Genomic DNA, 3,520 nt, shown 5'->3' on the forward strand with positions numbered 1-3,520 from the left:
CCACCGCGACCTGATCAACACCCCGGCCAACGCGCTGTACCCCGAATCCTTCGCCAACGCGGTCAAGGACTACGCCAAGTCGCTGCCGCTGAAGGTCACCGTGTACGACGAGAAGCGCCTGGCCAAGGACGGCTTCGGCGGCTGATGGGCGTCGGCGGCGGCTCCGAGCGGGCCCCGCGCCTGGTCAAGGTCGAGTACTCCCCGGCCAAGGCGAGCAAGCACCTGGCCCTGGTGGGCAAGGGCATCACCTTTGACACCGGCGGCATCTCGCTGAAGCCGGCCGCTGGCATGCACGCCATGAAGTCGGACATGTCCGGCGCGGCGGCCATGTTCCAGACCGTGGCCGGTGTGGCCGAGCTCGGCCTGGACCTGAAGGTCACCGCCTGGCTCTGCCTGGCCGAGAACATGCCCGGCGGGCGTTCGACCCGCCCGGGCGATGTCATCACCATCTACGGCGGCAAGACCGTGGAGGTGCTGAACACCGACGCGAGGGCCGCCTGGTGTTGGCCGACGGGCTGGTCGCCGCCAGTGAGGAGAAGCCGGACGCGATCATTGACATCGCCACGCTCACCGGCGCCAGATGCTCGCCCTGGGCCTGCGCACCGCGGGGGTCATGGGCGATGAGGCGCTGCGCGACGAGCTGGTGTCCGCTTCCGACGAGGTCGGTGAGCTGGCCTGGCCGATGCCGCTGCCCGAGGATCTGCGCGCCTCAATCGATTCGCAGGTCGCCGACCTGGCCAACATCGGTGAACGCATGGGCGGGATGATGACCGCGGCCGTGTTCCTGCGCGAGTTCGTGGGCAAGGTCGATGAGACCCCGATCCCCTGGGCCCACATCGACTTCGCCGGCCCGGCCTTCAACGAGGCCAGTGCCTGGGGCTACACCCCGAAGAACGGCACCGGTTCACAGGTGCGCACGCTCATCGGATTCGCGGAGCGCTTCGCCACCCGTTAAACGGGATTGAATGAGTCACGAAATACACCCCGGTGCGGGAGGCGTCACAGCTTCCCACACCGGGTTTCGTGCAAAAATATAGGGGAAAGCGACTTTTCGCTGTCACGAGGTGACTGATGGCGGTTCACCGGACTAAGGTAAGTTTTGAAACATCACGGCACGCCGCCCTCCACCCTCCACCGGGAGGTGTTGTGCGCAGCGTGTCCCACCCGATCCCCGGTCGGCCAGAAGTCGACCAGATTAGCTATTACGAGGGAGCGTTCACGTGGCCGAATCGGCAGCAACGCAAGAATTCGATGTCCTCATCCTCGGTGGCGGTTCCGCTGGATACTCGGTCGCCCTGCGCGCCGTCCAGCTGGGCCTCACCGTTGGCCTGATCGAGAAGGGAAAGCTCGGCGGCACCTGCCTGCACACCGGCTGCATCCCGACCAAGGCCTACCTGCACTCGGCGGAGCTGGCCGACAACGCACGCGAAAGCGCCAAGTACGGCATCAACACCACCCTTGACTCCATTGACCTGGGTGCGGTGCGCAGCTACAAGGACGGCATTGTGGCCGGCAAGTTCAAGGGCCTGAGCGGTCTGCTGAAGATGAAGAAGATCAACGTCATCGAAGGCGAAGGCCGCCTGGTCTCCCAGGACACCATCGAGGTCAACGGCAACCGCTACAAGGGCAAGAACATCGTCTTGGCCACCGGTTCGACCTCCAAGACCTTCGGCCTGGAAATCGGCGGACGCGTGCTGACCAGCACCGAGGCGCTGAACATGGACACCATGCCCAAGAGCGCCATCGTGCTCGGCGGCGGCGTGATCGGCGTCGAGTTCGCCAGCGTGTGGAAGTCCTTCGGCGTGGACGTGACCATCGTGGAGGGCCTGCCTTCCCTGGTCCCGAACGAGGACCCGGCCATCATCAAGGTGCTGGAGCGCTCCTTCAAGAAGCGCGGCATCAAGTTCAACACCGGTGTCTTCTTCGAAAAGGTCGAGCAGGACGAGAACGGCGTGAAGGTCTCCCTGGCCGACGGCAAGACCCTGGAAGCCGACATCGTGCTGGTGGCCGTGGGACGCGGCCCGGTCACCGAGGGCTTCGGCTTCGAGGAGCAGGGCATCACCATCGACCGCGGCTTCGTGATCACCGATGAGCGCCTGCACACCGGCGTGGGCAACATCTACGCCGTGGGCGACATCGTCCCCGGCCTGCAGCTGGCCCACCGCGGCTACCAGCAGGGCATCTTCGTTGCCGAGGAGATCGGCGGCCTGAAGCCGACCATCATCGAAGACATCAACATCCCGAAGGTCACCTACTGCGAGCCGGAAATCGCCTCGGTGGGCTACACCGAGCCGAAGGCCAAGGAGAAGTTCGGCGCCGATCAGGTCGAGACCACCGAGTACAACCTGGCCGGCAACGGCAAGTCCTCGATCCTGGGTACCAGCGGCATCATCAAGATGGTGCGCGTGAAGAACGGCCCGATCGTGGGCGTGCACGGCGTCGGCAGCCGCATTGGCGAGCAGATCGGCGAGGCCCAGCTGATCGTGAACTGGGAAGCTACCCGGAGGATGTGGCCCAGCTGGTCCACGCCCACCCGACCCAGAACGAGGCCCTGGGCGAGACCGCCATGGCCCTGGCCGGCAAGCCGCTGCACGGCTAGTTGCCCGTCATGAAGCAGCGTGTCCGCAACGGCACGCTGCTTCGTCCGCTAGGCTCGGAGGCAACGCCTCCATCAACCACGTGGGCTCGCGGGCCGCTTGAGGCAAGCCGGCACCGCGGACCAACCTAATAGCTTTTAAATTTTCAGAGGAGATACGGGAAGATGTCTGAAACCGTAAACCTGCCCGCATTGGGTGAGAGCGTTACCGAAGGCACGGTGACCCGTTGGCTCAAGCAGGTCGGCGATCGTGTCGAGGTCGACGAGCCATTGGTGGAAGTTTCCACCGACAAGGTCGACACCGAGGTGCCCTCCCCGGTTGCCGGCGTGATCGAGGAAATCCTGGTGGCCGAGGACGAGGAAGCCGAAGTCGGCGCGCCGCTGGTGCGCATTGGCGATGGCTCGGGCGCAGGCTCGGATTCCGGTTCCGATCAGCAGCAGGCCGAGGAACCGGCCGCTGAGGAGCCGGCGCAGGAAGAGTCCGCACCGCAGCAGGAATCGGCCCCGGCCGCCGAGCAGTCCACCGAGTCGGCTCCGGCCACTTCGGGTGACGCCTCGGGCACCGAGGTCACCCTGCCGGCCCTGGGCGAATCGGTCACCGAAGGCACCGTCACCCGCTGGCTGAAGCAGGTCGGCGACGACGTGGAGGTTGACGAGCCGCTGCTGGAGGTCTCCACCGACAAGGTCGACACCGAGGTCCCCTCCCCCGTGGCCGGCAAGCTGCTGGAAATCCGCGTGAACGAGGACGAGGAAGCCGAAGTGGGCGCCGTACTGGCCGTCATCGGCTCCGGCTCGGCCGCACCGGCCGCCAAGGAAGAGGCTCCGGCCCCGGCCCCGGCCGAGAAGAAGGAAGAAGCCCCGGCCCCGGCCGAGAAGAAGCAGGAAGAGGCTCCGGCCGCTCCGGCTGCTCCGAAGCAGGAAGAG

1 protein-coding gene and 3 pseudogenes are annotated in these 3,520 nt (G+C 65.9%); all 4 read left to right on the forward strand.

Annotated features, from left to right (window positions below; genetic code table 11):
• Positions 1-13: 13 nt before the first annotated feature.
• Positions 14-130 (forward strand): annotated as a pseudogene (locus JCM19049_RS19985) (hypothetical protein); the annotation flags it as partial.
• Positions 79-955: pseudogene (locus JCM19049_RS09740) on the forward strand (leucyl aminopeptidase); the annotation flags it as partial. The pseudogenes JCM19049_RS19985 and JCM19049_RS09740, both read left to right, overlap by 52 nt.
• Before the next feature lie 265 nt (positions 956-1,220).
• Positions 1,221-2,599 (forward strand): annotated as a pseudogene (lpdA, locus tag JCM19049_RS09745) (dihydrolipoyl dehydrogenase).
• Positions 2,600-2,761: 162 nt separating this feature from the next.
• Positions 2,762-3,520 (forward strand): biotin/lipoyl-containing protein (locus JCM19049_RS09750; RefSeq protein ID WP_304488861.1); only part of this gene is annotated, 759 nt, incomplete at its 3' end.

The sequence above is a fragment of the Arthrobacter sp. JCM 19049 genome (assembly GCF_001310435.1).